This is a genomic window from Prevotella intermedia ATCC 25611 = DSM 20706, from assembly GCF_001953955.1.
GTDB classification, from domain to species: domain Bacteria; phylum Bacteroidota; class Bacteroidia; order Bacteroidales; family Bacteroidaceae; genus Prevotella; species Prevotella intermedia.
On record NZ_CP019300.1, the window covers coordinates 502,639 to 526,815 of the forward strand.

At 44.4% G+C, this 24,177-nt stretch carries 14 protein-coding genes; 10 read left to right on the forward strand and 4 right to left on the reverse strand.

Features of this window, described 5'->3' with window-relative positions:
- Positions 1–282: 282 nt before the first annotated feature.
- From BWX39_RS02165 to BWX39_RS02175, 3 genes are read left to right on the forward strand one after another with little or no spacing between them, the layout of a single operon-like run.
- Positions 283–1,881: a hypothetical protein gene (locus BWX39_RS02165; RefSeq protein WP_028905674.1), complete on the forward strand. Its 1,599-nt coding sequence runs from the start codon at positions 283–285 to the stop codon at positions 1,879–1,881.
- The gene (locus BWX39_RS02170; RefSeq protein WP_028905673.1) at positions 1,881–4,253 is read left to right on the forward strand and encodes a S8 family serine peptidase; all 2,373 of its coding nucleotides are present in this window, start codon (positions 1,881–1,883) and stop codon (positions 4,251–4,253) included. Before BWX39_RS02165 ends, BWX39_RS02170 begins: the two co-directional genes overlap by 1 nt.
- A gap of 4 nt (positions 4,254–4,257) precedes the next feature.
- Positions 4,258–7,968, forward strand: coding sequence for a hypothetical protein (locus BWX39_RS02175; protein WP_028905672.1), 3,711 nt, complete (start codon positions 4,258–4,260; stop codon positions 7,966–7,968).
- Positions 7,969–8,444: 476 nt separating this feature from the next.
- On the opposite strand, the gene BWX39_RS02180 is transcribed toward BWX39_RS02175, so the two are convergent.
- Positions 8,445–10,130, reverse strand: a complete 1,686-nt coding sequence (locus BWX39_RS02180) for a S41 family peptidase (RefSeq protein WP_051129502.1) — start codon at positions 10,128–10,130, stop codon at positions 8,445–8,447.
- A gap of 113 nt (positions 10,131–10,243) precedes the next feature.
- On the reverse strand, positions 10,244–10,705 hold the full coding sequence (locus BWX39_RS02185) for a hypothetical protein (RefSeq protein WP_028905670.1): 462 nt from the start codon (positions 10,703–10,705) through the stop codon (positions 10,244–10,246).
- Between the two features lie 198 nt (positions 10,706–10,903).
- On the opposite strand from BWX39_RS02185, the gene BWX39_RS02190 reads away from it, so the two are divergent.
- Positions 10,904–12,553 (forward strand): glycosyltransferase, encoded by a 1,650-nt coding sequence (locus tag BWX39_RS02190; RefSeq protein WP_028905669.1) that lies wholly within the window; start codon positions 10,904–10,906, stop codon positions 12,551–12,553.
- Positions 12,554–12,618: 65 nt separating this feature from the next.
- Complete coding sequence (gene glgP / locus BWX39_RS02195; RefSeq protein WP_028905668.1) at positions 12,619–15,177, forward strand: alpha-glucan family phosphorylase; 2,559 nt, start codon at positions 12,619–12,621, stop codon at positions 15,175–15,177.
- Between the two features lie 336 nt (positions 15,178–15,513).
- Here the strand turns inward: glgP and BWX39_RS02200 are convergent, their stop codons facing one another.
- Positions 15,514–18,300: an outer membrane beta-barrel protein gene (locus tag BWX39_RS02200; RefSeq protein ID WP_028905667.1), complete on the reverse strand. Its 2,787-nt coding sequence runs from the start codon at positions 18,298–18,300 to the stop codon at positions 15,514–15,516.
- A 259-nt stretch (positions 18,301–18,559) separates the two neighbouring features.
- Here BWX39_RS02200 and BWX39_RS02205 point away from each other — a divergent pair, with 259 nt between their 5' ends.
- The 3 genes from BWX39_RS02205 (at position 18,560) to BWX39_RS02215 (ending at position 20,855) form a co-directional block, all read left to right on the forward strand.
- Positions 18,560–20,029, forward strand: coding sequence for a hypothetical protein (locus BWX39_RS02205; protein ID WP_028905666.1), 1,470 nt, complete (start codon positions 18,560–18,562; stop codon positions 20,027–20,029).
- 10 nt (positions 20,030–20,039) lie between these two features.
- Positions 20,040–20,519, forward strand: coding sequence for a cytidine deaminase (gene cdd, locus BWX39_RS02210; RefSeq protein ID WP_028905665.1), 480 nt, complete (start codon positions 20,040–20,042; stop codon positions 20,517–20,519).
- A gap of 135 nt (positions 20,520–20,654) precedes the next feature.
- Complete coding sequence (locus tag BWX39_RS02215) at positions 20,655–20,855, forward strand: DUF4250 domain-containing protein (protein ID WP_014708998.1); 201 nt, start codon at positions 20,655–20,657, stop codon at positions 20,853–20,855.
- 104 nt (positions 20,856–20,959) lie between these two features.
- Here BWX39_RS02215 and BWX39_RS12340 read toward each other — a convergent pair whose 3' ends face one another.
- The gene (locus tag BWX39_RS12340; RefSeq protein WP_076123190.1) at positions 20,960–21,193 is read right to left on the reverse strand and encodes a hypothetical protein; all 234 of its coding nucleotides are present in this window, start codon (positions 21,191–21,193) and stop codon (positions 20,960–20,962) included.
- A gap of 136 nt (positions 21,194–21,329) precedes the next feature.
- Here BWX39_RS12340 and BWX39_RS02225 point away from each other — a divergent pair, with 136 nt between their 5' ends.
- Positions 21,330–22,499: a nucleoside recognition domain-containing protein gene (locus BWX39_RS02225; RefSeq protein ID WP_028905664.1), complete on the forward strand. Its 1,170-nt coding sequence runs from the start codon at positions 21,330–21,332 to the stop codon at positions 22,497–22,499.
- Between the two features lie 97 nt (positions 22,500–22,596).
- Positions 22,597–24,117: a 2,3-bisphosphoglycerate-independent phosphoglycerate mutase gene (gene gpmI, locus BWX39_RS02230; RefSeq protein ID WP_028905663.1), complete on the forward strand. Its 1,521-nt coding sequence runs from the start codon at positions 22,597–22,599 to the stop codon at positions 24,115–24,117.
- Positions 24,118–24,177: the final 60 nt, after the last annotated feature.

Genomic DNA, 24,177 nt, shown 5'->3' on the forward strand with positions numbered 1-24,177 from the left:
TCGTTACTTCCTTTATGATATGGTATGTTTTAAATTGTTATAAATTATTCTTTATATTTTTTTTTTGAAATAAAATCTTTGCAAAAGCTAATAAAATAGAAGAAAAATTTTGTTGGTATGTGTTTTATACCTATCTTTGCACGCATAGACGCATATAACCAATACTTAGCGAAGTATTCAATATATAAGGTAGGCTTTATTATGTGAATAATTAGATATGGGCGTACCAAACTATTGTGAAGCAAAAATTAGAATTAGATAATAATAAAAACTTAAAAATGTATGAAAAAAGTCTACTATTTTCTTTTCTTGGCGGTCATGGCTCTAATGTCAATGAACGCAATGGCTGACATTCCTATTAAGTTAGACATAGATGATGCCAGTAGAGTTACGGTAAAAGTCAATTATGCACCCGTTGCGAATATAGTCAATGGTGTGAATAATGTGACGGTTCCGCAGTATGGTTCTGTTCAGATAGAAGCCAAAGAAGGCTTTTATTTAAAGCGAGTTTATAAGCCGAACAAAGACGGCGAGGCTCTTGAACAAACTATTTCAAACCTTACTAATTGCAATATTTATCTGTCTGATGCCGACAAGGACTTGACTTTTACGGTGAAGTCGGGTGTGTTTGCCGATGCTCGTACTGCATCTTGCACCGTTAAGGTTGATAATGCAGCTAAGGTAAGAATGGAACGTTACGAATCGCACACGATTGTAAACCTGCAAGATGGTGATAATATCGTGAAGTGGATTCCTAACGTAGAGAAGACTTTGATAGTTGGTAATGCCAACTATGGAGATATACCTATTTATAAAGTAACGCTCGATGGCGTGGAAGTAGAAAGTTCTGGCAATCAGTTCTTTGTTACACCTAAAGAGGGTAGCATAGTTGTTGTTATGGCAAACTATCCTGATGTGGACTGCCCTGTGAAGTTCAACTTCTCAAGCGACGACATAAAGCCTATTCTTACCAAGGTTACAGCCGATGGTAAAGAAATAATCAATTATACTGATGCTAATTTTACGGTAAAGGCTGGAACAAAGCTGGCACTTACTTTCGATAAAACGAACTACGCTTTGGAATCGTTCAAGGTCAATGATGTTGCAACAAGTGTTTATGGAACCTTTGAATATCTTGTGAAAGCTGCAACCACTTTCGACATCAAGGCACACAAATATGCTACAATAAAGGCAACGCTGAATGTTGATAAGGCTGAAAACATCACGGTTTATGAAGGCAGCAGCTATAATAATAAGGTGATAGCCATTAAAGATGGCGACAATACCATTGAACTGAACGAAGCCAACAGTATGATTCAGATAAAGCCGAACAGCGGTTGCAAAATAGAAACGCTTAAGGTAGACGGTAATGCAATGAGTGCTGGTGGCGATGGTTCTTACGAGATTAGGCTAACCGATGGTATGAAGATAGAGATAACAACTTCTGCCATTGTACGCGACCAAAAGGCAATTGTTTATATCGATGACATAAGTCTTGCTAACTATGGCTTCCAGTTCTATCGTTCTGACCGTTCAGCAGTTACAATGCAGAGTGGAGAAAACACGTTGATGTTCTCTGCCGAAGATAATCCATTTATGTTTGGTGCCTATGGCAACGACCTCAGCAAGATGCTTGTACAGTTGAATGGAGAGAAGATTAAGCCTTCTTATGAAGGCGGAACCAGCTTTGAAGTAACATTGAAGAACGGCGACCGTTTGGATATTCTGCTAAGTGGTCCTACTGGAATTGATGGAGTTCAACAGCAGGTAGGTAATGGAAAGACAGTGGTTTATCGCTTTGACGGCACTCGTGTAGCGGGCGAAAACCTTCCATCTGGTTTGTATATAATTAATGGTAAAAAAGTTATAATTAAGAAGTAATGAGAAAATTAGGGTTTATTATTTTATGCTTGTGTACGGCTTTGACTGCTTTTGGTCAGTCTAAGCTCGACTTGCAGAGTCAGATGATGCTATTGCAGATACGGAATACAGCGATTCCTACATACAATAGCCGCACACGTTCTTTTGAGCGTCCGAGAGAAGTTCAGCAGAATGTTATGGCAATGGTGGAGTTTAAGGGACAGAATGCCCTTGATGAGCTTGATGCACAAGGTGCCAAGGTACTCAGAGTGCGTGGTGATATTGCCATCGTCATGGTGCCTACTGCCGACGTAGAACGCATTGCAGAGTTGAAGTGCGTACGCCGATTGGAGTTGTCGCGTCCTGTTTATCAGAAGATGGACATTGTTCGTAAGACGATAGGTATTGATAAAATACATCAAGGAATTGACCTTCCACAGGCTTATACTGGTAAGGGCGTTGTAACAGGTATTGTTGATGGCGGCATCGACCCTAACCACATCAACTTCCTGAAGCCTGACGGCACTACGCGTTTCGGTTATATCAGTAAGATAACGGCTACTACAACAACCCAACAGGGCTATCTCTATCAGAACTATTATCCTCGTGCGGTACTCGATACAATGAAGCAGCAGGACAATACGTATGCCATTGAGGACTTTGCTACCGATAGCTATACAAACTTCCATGGTACACACACGTCGGGTATTATGGCTGGTGGCTACAAGGGAAACATCTTGGCTGCAAAGACCGATGACCAGAATCTGTCTTACAATGTTACAGTGCCCAACCTTTATTATGGCGGTGCTACTGAGTCGGAGATTGTGGCTTCATGCGGTGATTTGCGCGACCAGTTTATTGCTTTTGGCGTTGATGACATTATCAACTATTCTAAACTGTCGGGTCCTAAGCGCAAGCCTTGTGTCATAAACCTTTCGTTAGGAAGCAATCTTGGCGCACACGACCCTAACAGTGTTATGAATCGTTTCCTTTCTTTGTGCGGCGAGGATGCTATCATCTGTGTGGCTGCTGGTAACGAGGCTGACAACACCGTAGCTTTGACGGCGAAGTTCGATAAGGCAGACTCTACTGTTCAGACCTTTGTTCGTCCAATGATAGAAGGGGAATATAAGACGGCAAAGAAAACCTATTATAACCTTCGCAACGGTCAGGTTTGTGCTTATAGCAATGATGCTGACGAGTTTGAATTGCAGATAGTTGTTACCAATAGCGCACGTAAGAATAAAGTTGCGGTTCGTATCCCCGTAGCTGAGAACACCAATGGACAGCCGGTTATTTACTCTTCTGGTGGCGATTATGCCATAAACGGAGCTGTTGTGAACTCTACTTTCGCCAAAGCGTTCGAGGGATACGTTAGTGCTGCGTCTATTAAAGACCCTGAAACAGGACGCTATTATGTACTTGCCCAGTTCTTGACAAGCGATAATCAGACGACCAATAAAGATGGTAACTACAAGTTAGGGTTGCTCATTAAGAGTAAGAAAGCGGGACAGCGTGTCGATGTTTATGGCGATGCTCAGTTTGTTTACTTCGACGATTATGCTCAGGAAGGCTGGACAAAAGGCTCACGCAATGGCTCTATCAGCGATATGGCATGTGCAAACAACGTTATTAGCGTTGGCAGTTATAATGTTCGTAACCACTGGCCTTCGTTGGACGGCTATGTCTATGGTTACAATAAACAAGGCGAAGCTAACGACTTCCCAATAGGCGAAGCATCACGTTTCTCTTCATTCGGTACGCTGGCTGATGGCAGGAACCTGCCAGATATCTGTGCTCCTGGTGCATCAGTTATATCTTCTGTCAATACATATTGTGTAACTAACCCGAATATGGGTTATACTTCTGCAGCGTTGCAAGCCAAGTTGGAAAAAGGCGGAAAGGCTTATTATTGGCATCAATCGCTCGGTACTTCAATGGCAACACCTGTTGTAGCTGGTGCTATCGCACTTTGGTTGGAGGCTGACCCTACATTGACTTACAAAGATGTAGTACGTATTATCAGACAGACTGCAGTGAAAGACGATTATGTAAAGAACACTGGCGACCCTGTGCAATGGGGTGCGGGTAAGTTCGATGCTTATGCTGGCTTGAAGCAAGTACTGCTTGAGAAGGGTGCAAATGGCATTCAAGGTGTGAAGACAGAGCAAAGAGAAATGCCCGTTCTCACAATGACAGGTAGTCGTTCGTTTACAGCTTTCCTTGCAAAGGCTAAGCAAATGAATGTACGCGCTTATACGCTCTCAGGGCAATTGGTGCACTCGCAAGTGGCTCAAGGTAATGAAATCAATATCAATGCTTCTTCATGGGAGAAGGGAGTCTACCTTATCCAAGTGAACGGAAGCCCAGCACAACGAATTATTATTTACTAAGTATATGAAGAATAAGTTAAATTTGCTATCATCAGTTTTTCTGATTTTGATGGCGATGATTTTCAATCCTCTCGGTGCGCATGCACAAAATGAGGAGCTTATCATAAGTTTTCATACGAATATCTATGAGAAAGCGCAAGGTAGTGGCATTACGCCAAGTGTTTCATTTGTTCTTGGAGCAGCAGAGAAAAAGCAGGTTGTCAGCATCGATTGTGGTGCCGGCGAAGAAGAGTTTGAAGTCGATGTTGCTCAATTGAAGGAAGACCAGTCTATCAAAGGTTCCCTTTACACAGGTCAGGTATCAAAGGAAGGCTGGGTAAAAATTTACGGCGACCCAACACAGATTTACTATTTCAATGCTGCAGGTAACGAGATTGACGAGATTAAGTTCCACAGCAATTTGAAGGTTCAGGTACTTAATTTGGAGCACAATGTCTTGAATGCTCTTAATATAGACGATTTGAAGAATCTGCAAATTCTCTATTTGCAGGATAATCCGTTCACGAAAGCAACACCGCTGATGATAGGTTCCTTGCCGAAGTTGTTGGTATTGGAGATTCCACAGTGTGGTCATGTTTCTCCAAACTTCACGCTCCGTAACTTCCCAGCGTTGCGTTCATTCGATGCTTATCACTCTTTGACTCTGACAAATGTAGACCCAACGGCTTGTCCTAAGCTGCAACGTTTGAGTCTTGATATGACCAATGTTTCTTCTGTAGACCTCTCTAAGAACCCTGAATTGCAGGTGTTGAATGTAAGCGACTCACGTATTAAGACACTCGACCTCAGCCATAATCCAAAGATAAGGGAACTTTATATCTCTCATAGCTCTGGTTCAGTGAATACTGATGTGAAGTTTGATAACATTGATGTTTCACATTGTCCTGAACTTTATTACTTCTTCTGTGGTGGTAACAACTTCAAGACGCTCGATGTCAGCAAGAATCCAAAGCTCTTTACTTTCTCTTGCGACAACAACCTCCTACGTTCTCTCGATGTAACCAATAACCCAGACCTTTACAGTGTCAATGTTCGCTACAACTATATGGACTTTGCCACATTGCCTTGGCCTGGTAACTGGTTCGAGTATTACCATGCACAGCACGAAATGGAGTTGAACGACACCTATAAGGTGGGTGATGTCATTGACCTCACCAAGCGCGTGTTGCGTCAAGGTACAACGACCAATGGAAAGCTTTATAGAGTTCCGAAAGCCGACCCGACGCAGCCTGTTGAGTTAGATGATACATATTATAAGTATGAGAATGGTAAGATTACGTTGTTGAAGGCACTTTCCGACCAAGTGTTCCTTCAGTTTACCAATACCGTATTAAAGGATTATCCTATCCGCACCGAGAATTTCACTATCAGAACTGCTGAAGACTTTGGTAAGGATATAAAGGCTGTTGAAATTTCAAGTCTTGGTTCAGCAGGTGCTCCAATAAAGATGTCTGTCGGTATTTTGGGTGCTACCAACGCTGCTCCTGTTACTGTAAAAGTAGATTTGGGCGATGGCAATCTTACTCCAATGGCAATTAAGTCAGACCGTCCAACAACACCAAACATCGATACTCAGCGCAAAGGTTCAGGCAATATTATTGTCTATGTACCGCAAGACCATTATGTAACTGCATTGGAAACCAACAATTTGAGCATCGATAATATCGACTTGACCGCATTACCCCAATTGCGCGTGCTTTCTTTGAGGAATGCAGGCTTGAGAAATATTGACCTCGGCTATAACAATAAACTTGAAAAGCTTGACCTTTCAGGCAACTTGCTTACCCGACTCACGTTGAAAGGTCCATCATCTTATTTCTATAAGAGTCTGTTGACTGACATTAATTTAAGTAACAACCAGTTGGAAAACTACGAGTTTGATGACTTCTACGCTGTTCGCAACTTCGATATAAGCCACAACAAGATGACCAAGTTAGATGTATCTGATGCTGATAACCTCCGTTCGCTCAATATCTCTAATAATGGTTTCACTCGCTTGTTGCTCAATCACAGTGAACTCTTAGAGCGTTTGGACGCTTCAAACAACGAACTTACGGAAATCAAGATACCTCCTGTTGCACCTATGGCTTATCTGAATGTGAGTGGAAACAACTTCACATTGGCTAATATGCCTAAGGACTTTGGATTGGAGAACGACCAATTCGTCTATGCACCACAGCACGTACTTGAAATCTCTGCATCTTCTCCTGGCATCGACCTTTCTGAGCAATTCATTACAAAGAACGGTGCTACAACACAATACGTATGGAAGAAAGAGAACGGTGAAAAGCTGAAAGAAGGCACAGATTACACCATAAAAGATGGTGCCTCTAAGTTCCTTAACCTCAGTGTGGGTAAGATTTACTGTGAGATGACGCATGCTGCTTATCCTGCTTTCAAGGGCGAAAATGTGTTCAAGACAACTCTTGTGCAGCCCATTGATATGCCTAAATACGAATTGGCATCTTTCACAACACTAAATGCAACGGACAGCGTAGAGCTTTCTTTGGCAAGTCCTGTTAAGGGAACCTCTGTTTACTTCGAGTGGAATGCTGACGGAAACGTTACTCAGTACACATTGGACACTACTTACAAGCTCTTCAGAGCGAAGTCAAAGGCAAATGCCAAGGTGCGAGTTCTTGTTGCCAACGAGCAAGACAAGCTGTCGGTATTCAGTGTATCACGCGTTAAGATTGGAGCGTCTGACTTCTCTGGCTTGAAAGATGCTCGTTCAATTACAGTTGCTGATGCAGGACTTACATCAGTAAAGATTCCTGCTTCTACTGCCCTTACGCAGTTGAACCTCAGTGGAAATGAACTGACGGAACTCGATTTGTCGAAGTATCCGAACCTTTATTTCATTGCTTTGAACGATAATAAGTTTACGACTTTCGACTTGTCGAAGGCTAAGAAGCTTGGTCTTGCACTTCTGGCAGGTAACAATATGAAAGAGATTACGATAGATAACCCTGACCTTTGGAACCTTGACCTAAGCAAGAATGCGTTTGAAAGCGTTTCGCTCGACAATGCGCCTGCTTTGGAGCAGCTTTGGTTGAACGACAACAAGCTTGCCAAGGTTGATGTTTCTAAGAACTCTAAACTGAATGTTTTGAACCTTGTAAAGAACAAGTTGAGATTCTCTACGATGCCAATAGCTGTAGACCGTGATGGCAAGAGTATTTATGGTAAGTACTCTTATAACCTTCAGGAACCGCTTGACGTGAAGTGCATCAATGGTAAGGTAGACCTAAGTTCTGAGGCTAAGGTTGATGGTGAAGCAACGAACTACCGTTGGTTTGTTGGCAATATCACTGTAATTGACGGTGAACCACAAGGCGAGGAGTTGGAAAGCGATGAGTTCTCTATTGACAATGGTGTAACTACACTGAAGTTGGCAGGGGTTGCTAACAATCTTGTTTGTTTGATGCGAAACAGCCGTTTGCCTAATCTCTACCAGATAACCAACTATATAAGCTTCGACCCGAACCCAACAGGTGTTGATGGTGTCGGCGCAGGCGAAGATGTAAAGGTACAGCTTGTAGATGGCGGTATAACTGTCGTTGGTGCAAAGAACAGCACGCTTGCTGTCTATACCATTGATGGTAAGTTGGCTTACCAAAGCAAGCTGGCTGATAACGAAGCACGTGTATCTCTCGCTGCTGGCACTTACATCGTGCGTGTAGGCAACAAAGCCGCTAAGGTGAATGTTCGATAAGGGGGAGTTATCAACTCTCTGACAATATAAAAAAGCGTGTTTGCCCATTGGGTAAACACGCTTTTTGGCTTCTATGCGTATCTGAAAATGCGAAGCAAACAGAAGTGTGGATAGGCGGAATGTGATGAATTACACCCCTATGCAAATGCGGTTGTTTTCGCTGAAAACAGCTGTTGTTTTGTAAAGATAATTTCTTAGAAAAACGGTAATTTCGATTTTGCATTGCGAAAGCGGCTGTTTTGCGATGCAAAACCTACGCTTTTACCGTGCAAAAGAGCCGCTTTTGGAATGCAAAACAATAGGTTTTGTAATGCGTTGATAAAGAGTGTGTTGCGCAAGAGATACGGTTGTGAAAAATGTTTACAGATTTGTTACCTTCTTTTTATTCTTAAAGTAGGCTTTTTATTAAGTTTATGTGGAGTTCAATGAAGTTTTACCAAAAGTACAGAAAGGGCTCTGTACTCTTGGTAAATGTATTAATTGTGTTGCTTTGGTGCTAATATCTTCTTGTATTCTTCTGCATTTTCGAGTAGCTTCACGGCTTCTTTCCATTGCTTATCGAATTGCAGACTGTTTGCTATTGCGCCCCGTTGGTAGTGGTAGGCTGCCACAAGGTCGGCTGTAACAAGCTGTTTTATGGTTTGCTTGTGGTGGTCGAGTTCCTTTGCGAGGTTGTGTTGCAGTTTCTTTTCCAACGCTTCAAACTCGGGTTTGGCATCGTCGTAGTAGCCTTCAAACTTTGCAATGTCCACAAGGTTCTTTATTGCTTTCTCGCTTTGGCGGTCGTATTTGAAGCCGCTCTTTATTACAGCCGCTTTGAAACTCTCGTAGTCGGCATCTGAAATAACGAAGTTCTTAGCCTCGCCGATAGTTGGGTGCTGCTTTATATAGTCGAGTTCCCAGTTCAGCATCACTTCGGTTGAGTCCATACCAGAGCTTGCAAGGTAGAACGCAATGTTTGGAAGCGAGTCTGGAAGAACTTTCACGTCGGGGTTGATACCGCCACCGTCGCGCACGATTCTGCCGTTTGCCGTGCGGAATTCCTTTGTCAGCGAGTCAGGAACGTGCTCCACGTAGCCCCCACGGCTGTGCTTGTAGTTGATGGCTTGAATGCATCGACCGCTCGGAATGTAGTATTTGCTTGTTGTAAGCTTCAGATTTCCGTTGTAAGGCAAATCCATTGGTGCCTGCACCAAGCCTTTGCCGTAGGTTCGGCTTCCCATTACGACAGCACGGTCTAAGTCTTGCAGGCTTCCGCTTGTTATTTCGCTTGCACTTGCTGTTTCGCCATTCACCAGCACAACTATCGGCATAAGGGTGTCTATTGGTTCAACTGCGGTCTTGTATTCGCGGTTGGCACGTTGCAGTTTACCTTTGGTATTTACGAGCGTAAGTCCTTTTGGCACAAACATATTCACAATGTTTATGGCTTCTTGCAGGCTGCCACCACCATTGTTTCGCAGGTCGAGTACGAGCGATTTCATACCTTCTTTCTTCATTTCTATGAAGGCACGGCGGACGTCTTTTGAGCAGTCTACGGTGAAAGAGTTCAAGTTTAGGTAGCCTATTCCGTTTTGCTGCAATCCGTAATAGGGCACAGCGGGCATTTGAATAGACTTACGGGTAAGCTTCAACTTCATAATTTTGCCTGTCGATGGGCGTTTAATCTTTAAAAGAAAGGTGGTGCCCACATCGCCACGCAAGTGGTTGCTAACATAGGTTGTAGTCTTTTTGTGCATCGCCGAATCGTTGATTGACAATATTATATCGCCCTTTTTCAGTCCTGCTTCCGCAGCAGGCATATTCTCGTAAGGCTCGTCTATCACCACGTTGTCTAATTTGAGGTTGTACCTTATCAGCGCACCAATGCCTGCATACTTGCCCGAAATCATCAGGTTTAGCTCCTTTACCTTGTCCTCTGGATAAAAAACGGTGTAGGGGTCGAGCGAGCGCAGCATAGCGTTGATGCCGTTGCCGATGACTTCGTCGGCATTCAACGTGTCTACATACATCATATCGAGGTATTTGTAGATGGCAGAAAAAGTTTCTAAGTTCTTTGCAACCTTGAAGTTATGGTTTTTGTCTGACGTACCTTGCGCCAAGGCATCTGTTTGCGATATGAATGCGAAAGCACACAGCGCAACAAGCAGTTTCTTTATCATTCTTTTCTATTTATAAACGATTTTGTATTTTAAGAATTAGTGCAAATTTACACTATTATCCTGAAATACGATTGAGAAATGGCATTAAAATAACAAAATAGTGAGATTACACGTTACTTGAACAGCATTGTTTTTGGCAGTTTCACCCACTTGTTGTCTACCACGATGCGTATGGTGCTACCCTCTACCTGCTTTAAAGTGTAGGTGCCGTCGGCATTGTGCGTAAGCGTTGCCACAAGGTCTTCGCTGCCGTAGTCGTTGATAATCGTAAGTGTGGCGGTGTTTCCTTTTATTGTTACGTCGGATATAATCCATTTTCGCGTGTCGCGTTTTGCGCCAAGATAACCTGCAACCTCGCCAAAAATCTCTTGTTTCGGCACTACGATGTTCTGTTTGTAGAAGTCTATGTCGAGCCAAACTTGGTATTCTTGGTTCTCTATGTGCCCTTTAAACGTCGTCGTATCGGTGGGGACGCCTTGCTGATATGTTGGTTGAGCAGTTGCAACCATAGATGGCAACGCCATTGCAGCCAAGCCGAAGGCTGTGAATATGAATATAATGAGCTTTGTTTTCATAACTCCTACAAAGATAGTTCTTTTTCTTTTGGGTTGCAGAAAAGAGGGTGTTTCTTTTTCAAACTTTAAATGTTTTGCTGATAAAAACGTGATTTATATCATATTTTAAAGGTCAAAAGTCTTAAAATGGTAAGTTTCCTTCTTCATTATTCGTTTTTTATAGTACCTTTGCAAAGATTGATAAGTAGTAACAAAAAGATGTTTCTGGATTTTATTTTTGAGGCAAGCTGGGAAGTATGCAACAAGGTAGGCGGTATCTACACAGTACTTTCTACACGTGCCAAGACATTACAGGAGAAGATGCGAGACCACGTTGTGTTTGTTGGTCCCGACTGTTATAACGGAACGGAGAACCCTTTCTTTACGGAAGACAACGAACTTTTTAAGGAATGGGTGGCAGTTGCAAACCGTGAAGGCTTGACTTTGAGGGTGGGACGATGGAACGTTCCGGGCAGCCCGATAGCATTTTTGGTAGATTTCCAATCTTTTTATGCCAGCAAGAATGAATTTTACGGTAAACTTTGGGAGCACTATGGCGTAGACAGTCTGCACGCTTATGGCGATTACGACGACTCTGCGATGTTCTCTTTGGCAGCTGCGAAGGTGCTAGAAAGCTATTATCGTTTCTATCTGAGCAACTCTAAGAATGTCATATTCCACGCCAACGAATGGCAAACAGGCTTTGCAGCGTTGGTTTTGCAGCACAATGTGCCCGAAATAGCAACACTTTTTACTACCCACGCAACTGGAATAGGGCGCAGTATAGCAGGAAACAACAAGCCGTTGTACGGTTATCTTCAGGCTTACAATGGCGACCAGATGGCAGGAGAGCTGAATATGGAAAGCAAACACTCCATTGAAAAGCAAACCGCGCATTATGTAGACTGTTTCACAACGGTGAGCGAGATTACCGCTTCTGAATGTAAGGAACTCTTGGATAAGCCTGTAGACGTTGTATTGCCAAATGGTTTTGAAGACGATTTCGTACCGAAAGCAGCCACGTTCAGCAAGAAACGCAAGGCAGCGCGCAAGCAATTGCTGCGTATAGCAGAAACTCTTACGGGCACAACGCTCGGCGACGATACGCTTATTGTATCTACCAGCGGTCGTTATGAGTTCAGAAACAAGGGCATCGACGTGTTTATTGATGCGATGAACCGACTGAATCACGACGAGAAACTGCAACGCAACGTTCTCGCTTTCATAGAAGTGCCAGGCTGGGTGGCACGTCCTCGTGCCGATTTGCAGGAGCGTTTGGCAACCGACAGTGTGTTCGACACAGCATTGGAACAACCGTTTGTTACCCACGAACTGTACGATGCGGACAGCGATAAAGTGCTGAATATGATGCGCCACTTGGGTATTGCGAATGCACAGACCGACAAAGTGAAGCTCATACTTGTGCCTTGCTACCTGAACGGCAGCGATGGCATCGTCGATAAGCCTTACTACGACGTTGTGTTAGGCAACGACCTCTGTGTCTATCCATCGTATTACGAGCCTTGGGGATACACTCCGTTAGAGGCGGTAGCGTTTAAAGTACCTTGCATAACAACCGACCTTGCAGGCTTTGGCTTATGGGCGAACCAGCAGAAGGGCAGATATTGCGAGATAACAGATGGCGTAAAGGTGATTCATCGCACCGACGACAACTACTCGGAAGTGGCAGATGCCATCAAGGAAACCATTAAGGAATACGCCGTAATGGACAAGAAGGCTGCCGATAAATGCAGGGCAAACGCACAGAAACTATCGAAGAAAGCCCTATGGAGCGAGTTCATACACGCTTACGAAGCCGCTTACGACATCGCAATAAAGAACCGCGACGCAAGAATAAATGCGAAATAACGACAGCAAGCGTATAAAACAGCAACGATTAACGCATAAAATATAAAAACAGAATAAATAAAATTATGAAAATTAAGTCTGATTATTCAAATGAACCTCAATGGAAAGAGGTGAATGTTAAGTCAAGTCTTCCGAAAGAATTGGCTTGTCTCGACGAGATTGCACACAACCTTTGGTTTGGTTGGACACACGAGGCACGCAGCCTTTTTACTCATTTGGACGAAGAACTTTACGAGAAAGTAGGGCACAACCCAGTATTGTTGCTCGAGCAATTGAGCTACGACCGCAAGGAAGCCATTGTTAAAGACAAAGACCTGATGAAGCGTGTGAAGAACGTTTATAAGATGTTCACCGACTATATGAACGTGAAACCTAACGCAAAACGTCCTTCAGTAGCTTACTTCTGTATGGAGTTCGGACTCAACCAAGTGTTGAAAATCTATTCAGGTGGTTTGGGTATGCTTGCCGGCGACTACCTTAAAGAAGCATCAGACTCTAATGTAGACCTCTGCGCAGTGGGTTTCCTCTATCGTTTCGGCTACTTCCGCCAGAGCCTTTCAATGGACGGTCAGCAGATAGCAAAGTACGATGCGCAGAGCTTCAACTCGCTTCCTATCGAGCGTGTGCTCGATGCTGACGGCAACCAAATGAGGGTTGAAGTGCCTTATAACAACTATATGGTGCATGCATTGGTATGGCAGGTGAACGTAGGACGCATAAAACTCTACTTGCTCGATACCGACAACGAAATGAATTCAGAGTTCGACCGTCCTATCACCCACGCACTTTATGGAGGCGATTGGGAGAACCGCATCAAGCAGGAAATATTGCTCGGTATCGGCGGTATGCTCACTTTGAAGAAGCTCGGCATTAAGAAAGACATCTATCACTGCAACGAAGGCCACGCTGCACTTTGCAACTTGCAACGCCTCTGCGATTATGTTGAACAAGGTCTGAGCTTCAATCAGGCAATGGAACTTGTACGTGCATCTTCGCTCTACACCGTTCACACACCTGTACCAGCAGGCCACGACTACTTCGACGAAGCACTCTTCAGCAAGTATATGTCGGGTTATCCAGCAAAGTTGGGCATTACTTGGGACGAATTCATCGGCATGGGACGCACCAATCCCGACGACCACAGCGAACGTTTCTGTATGAGTACCTTCGCTTGCAATACATCGCAGGAAATCAATGGCGTATCTCGCTTGCACGGTTGGGTAAGCCAGAAGATGTTCGCACCGCTGTGGAAGGGCTACTTCCCTGAAGAAAACCACGTTGGCTACGTTACAAACGGTGTTCACTTCCCTACTTGGGCGGCTACCGAATGGCGCAGAGTCTACAGCAAGTATTTCGATAAGAACTTTATGGCAGACCAAAGCAATGAGGACATTTGGCACGCAATATACAGCGTTTCCGATGCCGAGATTTGGGAAACCCGTATGGCTTTGAAGAACAAGCTTATAAAATATATCCGCGACAAGTTCACCCAGCAGTGGCTCCGCAACCAAGGCGACCCAGCAAAAGTGGTTTCTATCCTTGAGAAAATCAATCCTAACGCATTGATGATAGGTTTCTGCCGTCGCTTTGCAACCTACAAGCGTGCGCACCTTCTCTTCACCGACTTGGAGCGTTTGGAGAAGATTGTGAACAACCCAGAGCGTCCTGTGCTCTTCTTCTTCTCAGGTAAGGCACACCCAGCCGACGGTGCAGGTCAAGGATTGATTAAGCGAATCTTTGAAATTTCGCGTATGCCGCAGTTCCTTGGCAAGATTATCTTCCTCGAAGACTACGATATGGAACTTGCACGCCGCCTTGTTTCGGGTGTCGATATTTGGATGAACACACCAACACGCCCATTGGAAGCCAGTGGTACATCGGGCGAAAAGGCAGAGATGAACGGCGTTGTAAACCTCTCTGTGCTCGACGGTTGGTGGGTAGAAGGCTACCGCGAAGGCGCAGGTTGGGCATTGCCACAGAAGCGCACCTACCAAAATCAAGAATATCAAGACCAGCTCGATGCTGCCACCATCTACGGTTTGTTGGAAAACGAGATTACTCCATTGTTCTTCAACAAGACCGAAGGCAAGACCTACTCGGAAGAATGGGTGAAGGTAGTAAAGAACTCAATCGCCACAATCGCGCCTCATTACACGATGAAGCGTCAGTTGGACGACTACTATACTAAGTTCTACAACAAGCAGGCAGAGCGTGCTGCAAAATTGCACGACAACGACAACCGCCTTGCAAAGGAAATTGCACAGTGGAAGGAAACCGTTGCCGAGCGTTGGGACAGCATCAATGTCGTAGAAAGCAACTTCGATTCGTTGCACAATGCCGTAACAGGTAAGGTAACAACCCTTACCTATACCATCGACGAACAAGGTCTTCAAGATGCAGTAGGTTTGGAATTTGTGATGCTCAAGAGCAATCCTACCGATGATGTAACCATTCACAAGGTACTTCCGTTCAAGCTTGTAAATACCAACGGCAACCTCTACACCTTCCAGTTAGACTTCGATGCTTCTGATGCAGGTGCTTTCAAGTGTGCCGTTCGTATGTATCCTAAGAACGATTTGTTGCCACACCGCCAAGACTTCTCATACGTTAAGTGGCTCGACTAATCCGCCACTGACATGTAGTATATATGCAAGCCCCCTTTTGAGCACACGCTCAAAAGGGGGCTTTGTTTATCAATCAGGTTCTGAAAACTCCTCTATGGTTTTTAGCTTTATCGCCTTTCGTTTTCTCTTTTGTGCTGTTCCGCTCTCAATACAATAGTATATAATGCGATTTTTAAAGGATATTTTTAAATTATCTAAGCTTTGATAATTTATTATCTAAGCTTAGAGAAATATTTATCAAAGCTTAGATAAATGTTTATCAGACTTTAGATAATTTAAAATTCACCAGCAAAAATCTCTTTATAACGGTTCTTTTGCAGAGTGCGACCATACTTTTTACTTCTTCTTTCCCTTTGCATCGAAGTGGTAGTTGAAGGTTAAGGAAACATAGTGGTGCAGTGTTTCGTTCCACTTTTCGGTGCGACTCGTTGAGTTTACATTGAGAGAGTATTCGCGATTTTGGTTCAGAATGTCGTCGAAACTTAATCCAATCCAGCTCTTGCTCTTCTTCCAGACGTAGCGAATGTAGCCCTCCCAGAGTATGCGGTGGCGGTTCAGCTCTTGTGCAAGATAGCCCGTTGCGGCTTTGTCTTGTATTTCGCTGCTTATTTCCCAGCCTTTCCACTTCAGTGTTGCGCGCAATCCGTAGGCATATTCAATAGGTGTGTTGTTGTATTGGCTCGCCAGCGAGTATCGGTTTCGTTGCAAATTAATTTCTCCGAAGATGCCTGCTTGCAGCCAATCGCTTTCGTACGACAGTTCAGGATTTGATACGAAAGTAAACATTTTCAGTTGGTTTTGCTCTTGTGCAGCGTGTCCGTTGAAGTCGGCAAGATAGCCATACGCTTTCTTGAAATGCGCTTCTGCCTTGTTGGAGAAGCGTATGTAGTCGCCAAAACTTCGGTCGTAGGTTATTTCAGCGAACCAATCGTTGCCGCTTCGCACGTTTTCGCTGTGGCTACGGTACACGCCTGTTTGTGGGTCGAAGTTATACACGGTAGCAATGGGGTTGACAATGTGTGTGTAACCCACTTTAAAGAGGAACATAGCTTGCTGTTTTGCCGTTGTGGCAGCATAGTTTAACGAGGTTGTATGCTGGTGGCTGCGATGCAAGAGAGGATTTCCTTCTACTATCCAGAATGGGTCGGTGTCGTCGCGATAGCCCAATGTAGCCAGCAGTTCGGGCAGTTTTGTCGTATAGTTGAAGGCGAAGTCGAAGCGGTTGTTCTTGTTTAACTTCCATTTAACAGCCATTTCCGGCATAAAGGTATTGCTGTTGCGGTGTGCCACAGTGTCCAATCTGTCGCGCTGATAGTTCAGTCTTTCCCAGTCAAAATTGTAGTTTACCTTAGGAATAAATTGCCAATTGCCCACCTTGTAAGTTATTCCGAGTGTACTTGTGGCATTGGTTTCTAAGTGCTTACTGCGATAGCTGTTGGCTGCATCGAGCACGCTCTCGGGGTCGTCTTCTATCTTTGAAGCGATGGGAGAACTGTAAAAACTTTGCCGAATGTTATTGTTACCGGCTTTAAACTGTTCTGCTGCGGTTAGCATAAGTGCGTCATTGATGTGGTATTCTATCGTAGCCTCTCCGCTTGCCTCTATGTTATGATAGGGTGCGCGGCTGTATTGATAGAGCGGCGAGGACGTTCCTTTGTTTATATACTCCAGCTCACGGTGAGCATCGAAGCGGTTGTTGCCATTCTGATATGTCATTTCGGCATTGATTTCCAACTGTGCTTTCTTGGCAATGAAGTGTTTCCAGATACCTTCGAGTTTGATTCCTCCACCTTCGTTTATTTGTTGCTGGTACGAACGTTCCCGGTTTATGATGTGCCGATAGACAGCATCTCCGTGCCCTGCGCTTAGTGCTAAGTCTAAAGGAAAGTCTCCGTAAGGTTTCGTATCGGTGTCGAAGCGTGCGCTACCTGTCTCTGTATTGTTTCGTTGCAATGTGTAATTGAAGATTAAGTTTGCTGCAGCGATGTTATTTCTGTCGACAAACGACATCAATTCGGCGCGCACTTCGGGCGCTATTTCATGGTTATAGTGTTTCTTTCGGTTGAGGCTCCACGTCGTAACACTGTTTGGTGAGAAGTACTGAGAAGTCTCGTAGTCGGTTCCCCAGCCATCTTTGTGATTGAAGTTTGAAGTAAACGCAATGAAGTGATACTCGTTGGCTATTGCTTTCCAGTTGTGCTGATAGCCCAAGGCTGCATTCTGTGCCTTGCCGAAATAGTCGAAGTCGCCACTTTCCCACCAGCTTGTACCTACTTTCTGATATCGGTTTACGTTGTTGGTATTAAGGTGGAACATGATAGGATTCTTGTCGCTGAGCTTTGTAGAAGTAATATCAGCCTCGTAGTTCTTGGGCGATTGTAACTTTGCCTTTATGTCGCCATACCATTTATCCATAAAGGCCGCCTTTATTTTAATATCCAAAACTTGGTCTTCCTTGCCGTCGTCTTTGCCCGAATGTTTGGCAAATTCGCTTGCTTTGTTGTAGCTTTTAATGTTCTGAACGGCTTCTGCAGGCAGGTCGGCAACGATTCCGCTTCCTCCGAATATATCGTGTCCGTTCATTTGGAGGCGCAAAGGTTTGTCGTTCCAATACAGTTTGCCGTCTTTTTTCGTTACTCCAGGCAGCTTTTCTATGAGTTCTTTCAGTCGTGCACCTTCGGTTAGCTTGAATGCAGCGGGGTTAAACACAATTGTATCGCCCTGTATGGTGAAACGTTTTGCCTTTGCAGACACCAGCACTTCGTCGAGTACAACGTCCGACGGCTTCAGTCTGAACTCTCCCAACTTTATGGTGTCGGCAGTCGAACCGCTTCCGCAGTACCCTCTCTTCTTGGCATCGTGGTAGCCTAAAAGGCTCACAGTAACCGTTAGCCGCCCCTCCAAGGAACACTGATTGCTGAAGTAGCCCAACGAATCGGTAGTGGTAGAGGTCCAAATTATAGCTCCACCCATTTTGCATTCCATCTTTACCGACGCCATTGCCAACGGTTCGCCCGTCTTGTCGTCTACGGCTTTACCCGTAACAATGTCTGCACTTACCAATGAAGGTATGCTTGCCAATAGGGCAAGTATAAGGCTAAATAAACATTTCTTTCGTATCATATATGTAGTTTATTTATTGTTCAGATTGGTTTTATAGTTATAAGATGTTGCAAATGTAATACTTTATTTTGACATTAAAGTATTTACCCTCTCTTGTTTCTTGAAATATTTTAACTCTTAAACTGCGCTTTTGAAGAGCGAAAGCAGCAGTACAGATTTTTAAAAGCACTTTTGCACTGTGAGTACAGACTATCTCCCGTTTGCTTGTATTTTTATTATAATAATGTAATAAGTAGTGTTTTTCTGCGTTATTATACCAATGGAGAAGTTTAGAATACTTGCATATATGTTGCTGTTGGCTGTTGTCGGGTTGGTAACGGCTTGCAACGACGACGATACTTTTACGACGTCGAAGAGCAATCTGTTGGCATTTTCAACAGATACGGTGCGCCTTGACACTACATTCTCGAAAGTTCCAACCCCCACAAAGACATTTTGGGTCTACAATCGGTCGGGCAATGGCATTCGCCTTGCCAATGTTCGGTTGGAGCAAGGCAACCAAACGGGTTTCCGAGTGAATGTAGACGGCATCTACTTGGGACAGGCAAACGGCTATCAGGTGAATGGGCTTGAAGTGCGAAACAAGGACAGTATTCGTGTTTTCGTAGAACTTACAACGCCGAAGAATGGCAAGGCTGACCCACAATTGGTGGAAGACAACCTCGTGTTTACACTCGAAAGCACGGTGCAACAGAAAGTAAACCTGAAGGCTTACAGCTGGGACGCCGAACTCTTGAAGAACATTGAGATAAAGCACGATACCACCATACAAAGCACAAAGCCCATTGTGGTGCAGGGAGGCATTAAGGTGAACGAGGGCGCAACGCTTACCATTGGTGCTGGAACCACGCTTTATTTCTCCAATAAGGCAGGCTTTGATGTGCACGGACAGCTGAAAATAGCAGGAACAGCCGACAAGATTGTTACGCTTCGGGGCGACCGTTTGGACTATATGTTCGACTATTTGCCGTACGACCGTGTGAGCGGGCAGTGGCAAGGCATTCATTTCAATACGTCGAGTTACGACAACGAAATAGAATTTGCCGATATTCACTCGACTTATAATGGCATTGTGTGCGACTCGTCGAGTGTAGACCGTTCTACGCTTTCGCTTCGTCGGAGCACCATACACAATTGTCAGGGGTATGGTTTGCTCGCTACCAACTGCAAGATAGACGTCAGCAACAGCCAAATTACAAATACGTTGAAAGACTGTGCTGCTTTCTTTGGCGGCAACATAACGCTGAGCCATTGCACCCTTGCGCAGTTCTATCCTTTCGACGGAAACCGTGGCGCAGCCTTACGGTTCGGAAACAGCAGCGACGGGAAGCAATACACGCTCCAGCAATTCAATGTTTTCAACACCTTGATAACGGGGTATGCCGAAGACGTAATAATGGGTGCTTTTACCGATGAAACCGCTCAAAACTTCAAATTCGACCACAGCATCTTGCGCACCATAAAGCCAAAGGAACTTGATGCTGCCAAGTACGTTGAAGTGGTGTGGGAAGAAGCCACCGACACAGTGCAGTCGGGCGAGAAGCATTTCCGCAAGATAGACGGCGACAAGCAAGCTTACGACTTCCACCTTTCGGAGAAATCGAAAGCCCGCGATATAGGTATTGCGTTGCCCAACGGCATCAGTACCACCGACCACGACGGCTTTGCGCGCGATGAGAAGCCCGATGTAGGTTGTTATGAATACAGACCCGAAAAGAAAAAAGATTAAGAAAAAGCTTATGAAGCAAATTGATATAAACATTAAAATAGGCGTCTGCCAGTTGGAAGAACTGTCTGCCGACGAGCAAGTACTTATAGAAACGGCGATTGAAGCCACTAAGAACAGCTATTCGCCTTACAGCCATTTCAGTGTGGGAGCAGCTTTGTTGTTGGAAAATGGCGAAATGGTGATGGGGGCAAATCAAGAAAATGCAGCCTATCCATCGGGACTTTGTGCCGAACGTTCGGCTATTTTTGCAGCGCAGAGCACTCGCCCCGACCAACCCATAAAGGCATTGGCAATAGCCGCGCGCAATGGCGGAGGACTGATGAAGCAGCCCATTGTGCCTTGCGGAGCGTGCCGACAGGTTGTCTTGGAAATAGAAGACCGCTATAAAAAGCCTGTTCGCATCTTGCTTTACGGTACAGAAGGGGTTTATGTAATCGACACCATAAAAGACTTGCTGCCCTTGCAGTTTGTCGGCGAATCAATGAAGTAAACAAGTAATGCCCCACATTTGGCATTGCCATTTGGGGCATTTTGCATTCCCCTAAACATCATTGACAGGCCGCAAAAATAGGTTTCAAGCTTTCTGCGGCTGTTCTTTGATAATCTACAATATATTTTTTATCTTATGGAAAAGTTACCCACCGACCCTGCAATCCTCGTAAGTGCAGTGAATATGCTTTTGCGCGACGAGGAATTTGATACACTGTCATCGCTCTGCAACAATTTCAACGATACCCCAGAACGTTTGCAAGCGTATCTTCGTGCAGCTGGTTTCATATACAGCGAGCAGCAAAAACAGTTCCGCCCCATCGGTTACGATGAATAATTACGGTGTAGGTGTGCAGGAAAATGAACATAAGAAAGGGACGAAACCATACAAGGTTTCGTCCCTTTGCTTTTATAATACTCATTCTTGCGGTTTGTTGAAACTTAGCACAACGTTAATGAAGCAGTGAGGGCTTTTAGATACAGTTTTGTAAAGATAATTCTGTTAAAAAGTGATAACTGCGCTTTGGCGTTGCGAAAGCGGCTGTTTTGCGCTGCAAAACCTACGCTTTTACCGTGCAAAACAGCCGCTTTTGGAACGCAAAACAATAGGTTTTGCAAAGTATTGATGTATAGATAGTTATGTGATGGTTGCGCTTGTGAAAAATATTTACACAATTATAGTCTTCTTACCGAATTTATTAAATATGTTAAGGATAAATTAAATATTTTCCAGCTTTTAGTATCGTAATTGTGAAAAATATAGTAATTTTACGCCCGAAATTTTAAACGCGTGAAAGAACTCCTAAACAAAATGGAACAAAACCAACAAAACAACACGACTAAGAAGTCAAAGCAGATATTGCCAAAGGGCATAATGTGTCTGCTCATTATTATTGCTTTATTCGGCGGTATAGGCTGGGTAATGGGTGTCGCACCAATGCTTAACACCATTATGCATACGGCGCACGATTTGTTATTGAACACTTGCTTCTATCTAATGGCAATCTGTGTGCTTACAGGTGCATTGGGTAAAATCTTCGTAGAGTTTGGTGTGGTAGACCTTATCGAGAAGATTTTGCGTCCGCTTATGCGTCCGTTGTTTCACCTTCCCGGTGTGGCATCACTCGGAGCAATACTTACTTTCCTTTCAGACAACCCTGCCATCATTACTTTGGCACAAGATAAGCACTTTAGCGGATATTTCAAGAAGTTCCAATACATTTCGCTTACCAACTTCGGTACTGCGTTCGGTATGGGACTTATCGTTATTGTGTTTATGCTCGGACAAGGCTATTTCGCTGAACCACTGATTGGTTTCTTCGGTGCTTGCTGTGGTTGTATCGTTTCAACACGCTGTATGCAGCACTTTGTGTTGAAGGCTTATCCACAGTATCTTACAGAGAATGCACTCGAAACAGCGAAGTTTGAAAAGCAAGCAGAGCTTCCAGAACACGAAAAAGAGAAGTCTATCTTCCTGCGTACGCTTAACTCTTTGCTCGACGGAGGTAAGTCAGGTGTGGAAGTTGGCCTTGCTATTATCCCCGGTGTGCTCATTATCTCTACGCTTGTAATGATACTTACATTCGGTCCAAGCAAGACAGGCGAATTTACTGGAGCCGCTTACGAAGGCATCGCCATATTGCCAGAGGCTGCCAACTATCTGAATTGGTTGTTGGAACCTTTATTCGGATTCTCTGACCCACACCAAATAGCATTCCCTATTACGGCACTTGGTGCTGTGGGTGCTGCCCTTAGCCTTGTTCCAAACTTCCTTTCTCAAGGTTGGATAGACGGAAATGCCATTGCTGTATTTACGGGTATGGGTATGTGTTGGAGCGGTTTCCTCAGCACACACACTGCTATGCTCGATACAATCGGCTATCGCGAACTTACTTCAAAAGCCATTATTTCTCATACCATCGGCGGCTTTGCCGCAGCATTGGTGGCACACTGGGGTTATTTGCTCTACACTTTATTGTAGAAAATAAATAGTAGAATAACGATATTTCTTTGTGCTTTGTAAGTTTTTTCTTACCTTTGCAAATCAGTAAAATAGGTATTAAAGGAATAAAATTATTATGGCAAAAAAAGCACTTCTGATGATTCTCGATGGTTGGGGTCTCGGAAAACACGGTAAGGGAGATGTTATTTACAATACGCCAACACCTTACTTGGACTATCTGAATGCAGTTTCTTCACACTCACAGTTGGAGGCTTCGGGCGAAAACGTGGGTCTGCCAGACGGTCAGATGGGTAACTCTGAAGTAGGACACCTTAACATTGGTGCTGGACGAATTGTATATCAGGATTTAGTAAAGATTAATAAGGCTTGCCAAAGCGGTGATATTCTGAAGAATAAAGAAATCATTAACGCTTACAGCTATGCACAGAAGACAGGCAAGAAGGTTCACTTGATGGGTTTAACGTCTAATGGTGGCGTTCACTCTTCATTGGAACACCTTCATAAACTAATCGAAATCGGCAAGGAATACGGCTTGAACGATGTTTATGTGCATTGCTTTATGGACGGTCGCGATACCGACCCGAAGAGCGGTGCAGGCTTTATTGCCGACATACAGAAGGTCTGCGACGCCAACGGTGCGCACATCGCATCTATCGTTGGTCGCTTCTACGCAATGGACCGCGATAAGCGTTGGGAACGTGTGAAAGAGGCTTATGACCTGCTTGTCGAGGCGAAAGGAAAGCAAGCTACCGATATGGTGAAAGCCGTAGAGGAAAGTTATGCCGATGGAGTTACCGATGAGTTCATCAAGCCAATCACCAATGCAAACGTAAACGGAACCATTGGCGAGGGCGATGTGGTTATTTTCTTCAACTTCCGCAACGACCGAGCAAAGGAACTTACCTACGTTCTCACGCAGCAGGATATGGCAGAGCAGGGTATGCACACCATAAAGGATTTGCAATACTACTGTATGACACCATACGATGCAAGTTTCGAGGGTGTCCACATTCTGTTCCCAAAAGAGAATGTTACGATGACGCTTGGCGAATACCTAAGTGTGAAAGGCAAGAAACAGCTGCATACGGCTGAAACAGAGAAGTATGCGCACGTTACATTCTTCTTCAATGGTGGTCGCGAAGAACCTTACGAAGGCGAAGACCGCATTTTGGTGGCATCGCCAAAGGTTGCTACTTACGACTTGAAGCCAGAGATGAGTGCCTACGAAGTGAAAGACAAGCTGGTTGCAGCCATCAATACAGCGGAGTACGACTTTATTGTTGTGAACTTTGCCAATGGCGATATGGTTGGTCATACAGGCGTTATGAACGCCATTGCGAAAGCCGTTCATGCGGTAGACAACTGTGTGAAGGAAGTTATCGAAGCTGCAAAGGCGAACGATTATGAAGCTATCATCATTGCCGACCATGGTAATGCCGACAATGCGCTGAACGAAGACGGTTCGCCAAATACGGCACACTCGTTGAACCCTGTACCGTTTATATACGTTACCGACAACAATTCGGCTCGTGTAAAGTCTGGTCGATTGGCTGATGTTGCGCCTTCTATTCTCCACATTATGGGCTTGGAACAGCCCGAAGAGATGACAGGCGAATGCTTGATAGAAGATAAATAAAGATAAAAACAATGGTTTAGCCCTATCAGACTTATGCCTGATAGGGCTGAATTGTATCTA